This window comes from Acinetobacter sp. YH12140 (assembly GCF_013418475.1).
In the GTDB taxonomy this organism is placed as follows: Bacteria; Pseudomonadota; Gammaproteobacteria; order Pseudomonadales; family Moraxellaceae; genus Acinetobacter; species Acinetobacter amyesii.
Genome location: NZ_VPBZ01000034.1, coordinates 1 through 2,437 on the forward strand (window position 1 = coordinate 1; position 2,437 = coordinate 2,437).

Annotated in this window: 3 protein-coding genes; all 3 read right to left on the minus strand. The window is 60.0% G+C overall.

Annotated elements, in window-relative coordinates; translation table 11 throughout:
* Window positions 1–299: LysR family transcriptional regulator (locus tag FTU75_RS18135; RefSeq protein WP_001255014.1), on the minus strand; the 299-nt coding region annotated here is incomplete at its 3' end.
* A 27-nt stretch (window positions 300–326) separates the two neighbouring features.
* On the minus strand, window positions 327–1,541 hold the full coding sequence (gene floR / locus FTU75_RS18140) for a chloramphenicol/florfenicol efflux MFS transporter FloR (protein WP_000214122.1): 1,215 nt from the start codon (window positions 1,539–1,541) through the stop codon (window positions 327–329).
* 216 nt (window positions 1,542–1,757) lie between these two features.
* The coding region (locus FTU75_RS18145) for a DUF3363 domain-containing protein (protein WP_000308584.1) at window positions 1,758–2,437 on the minus strand (680 nt) is incomplete at its 5' end.

Consider the following 2,437-nt stretch of genomic DNA (forward strand, 5'->3'; position numbering starts at 1 on the left):
GCGGTCTTCACTGCGTGATCGAGTTGATCGACACCCGCCGTGACACGCTCCATGAAGTGCCTGCCTGCGTCTGTTAGCCGAACGCCCCGCGCATGGCGCTCAAATAGCAGGACACCAAGGTTATCCTCCAGCGCTTTCACACGCGCGCTGACGCTCGACTGGCTGATACCAAGTGCCTTGGCCGCATGCCGAAAATTCAGATGCTCGGCGACGGCGATGAACTGAACAAGGGAAATGAGCGGTATCCTGCCAGACAGGATACCGACATTCACGAGGTTTCGATGGTTAGTGCGCCGCATCGGAGCGGGCCTGCTACCAGTCGTCGGTTAGACGACTGGCGACTTCTCGGTGGCAGCCCCACGGAGCCGAAGGAGCACCAGCCCCAACGAAACCAGTACCGCCATCGCCGTGGCGTAACAGATCACGGGCCACGCTGTGTCACCGTTTAAAAGTGCCACCGCCAATGTCCCGACAATGCTGACTATCAGGCTTTGAACGCAGAAGTAGAACGCGACCGCTGATCCCGCGATGTCGTCGAACTCTGCCAAAGCGCCGTTCGCGGTAACGGACACCGTGAAGACAATACCGACCGCGACAACCCACATCGGTAGGATGAAGGTGAGGAATGACGGCGAGCCGTAAAGTTCGCCGATCCCCAACAGGACCGCTCCGCAAACAAGCAACGCCATCCCACGCGCCACGCATCCTGCGATGCCCCATCTGGCGACAAAGGACTTCGCGAAACGGGTTGTCACGATCATTACAAGCGCGACAGTGGCGAAGGCAAAGCTGAATCCGATCTCGGAATATTCCGCTTGGCCTATGAGCACACGGGGAGCCGTCGAGAAGAAGACGAAGTAGGTGCCCATACCGGCGCTAAAGCCGACAGTGTAAACCCAAAAAGCCGGACTCGCGAAGATCGGCAAGACAGATCGGCGCGTCTTGACTTGATCCAGAGGGCGGGTTTCGTGCCACCTGAAACCCGCATTTAGGAGTGCGAGCATCGCCAGTATAGCCAAAGTAATGAATATCGCCTGCCATCCCAAGAACTCGCCGATCAATACTCCGGCGATAGGGCCGAGCGCAGGCACGAACGCCAGCATCGAACTGAAAAGGCCGTAGATGACGACACCCTCAGGACGGTTGGCATAAACGTCGCGAACCGTCGCGAACGTCGCCACCAGCATGGCCGACGCGCCCACTGCTTGAAGTAGACGGAAAGCGACAAAGGCCGGTGCAGTTGAAGACCAAGCTGCTCCCAGAGACGCAATGACGAAAGCCGTTGCGCCCGCAAGTAGAATTGGCCGTCGCCCGATTCTGTCTGAGAGCGGACCAAAAATCACCTGGCCCACGCCGAGCATCACCATATAGAGGCTCAACGTGAGTTGGATCATAGCGGGCGTCGTGTTCAGGATGCCGGGCATCGCTGGAACGACAGGGAGATAAATATCCATCGCCAGTGAAGCGAGGATGTCGAAAGGAGCCATCAGCAGCAGTGCTGCCGGCAGCGTATAGGCCCACGCGGGGCGTGTGGTGGTCATGACGAATCAACCCTCGATTAAGGAATACCGGGCGACGTCTGCTCGTCAGCAATCAGATGAGACTAGCCTTACAGAGCGCCGCAACAACAATACTGGTTGTTGCGGCTTACTTGTCTGCTGACTTGGAATTTCCCATCTGATTACTCCACGCTTACGAATATGAATTGCTACATTTTATCCGATTATCTTTTGCTTCGCAATGCGGCATGGGCGCACTCAGCGTTCCAGCCCCCTCTGCCGCCCTAACTGCCACGACACCGACCCGCCCTGCACGATGCCCATAACCTCGCGGCCGAGTTGGCGGTCGATGATCGGCCGCCACGGGACAAGGGTGAACTCATGGGATTTCTCGACCACGGCGAACTTGCCGCTCGATAGATGCACGGTTCCGGTAAACTTGCCGCTGACGCTCTCGCCGTCCGTGGCGGCGCGGAACGGCAGGCCCTTACTCAAAGCCATATCCGATCCGACGCCGGCTACCTCGCGCTCCCGCAGGATGGCGAGAAGGTTGCGCCGGTAGAAGACGCGGCTGTCCCGGCTGCGGGTGGCGTCGCCCTGTTCGATATGGTGCTCGCGGCGCTGGTCCATGGCTTCGCGGACTTGTTGCCCGAAGCCGGTTGGCGCAAGGTCGGCCGTCTCGCCGTGGATCAGCCGCCGGTCCAGCCAGGTCGCGCCGTCCGATCCGATCTGTTTGTTCAGATCGACCGGGGAAAGGACGCGAACGCTGGCCTGACTGTCTCGGCCGGCGTCATGGGCGGCGGCACGGCTGACCAGATCATCGGGGATGCGCCATTGGTCGGCGTCGATCCGCTCGACGATACCGGCCCGGCGTAGCGCCTCCAGCCGGCGCACATGGGCATCGACATAGCCCTCATAGTCGCCGCCTGGAACGCGGC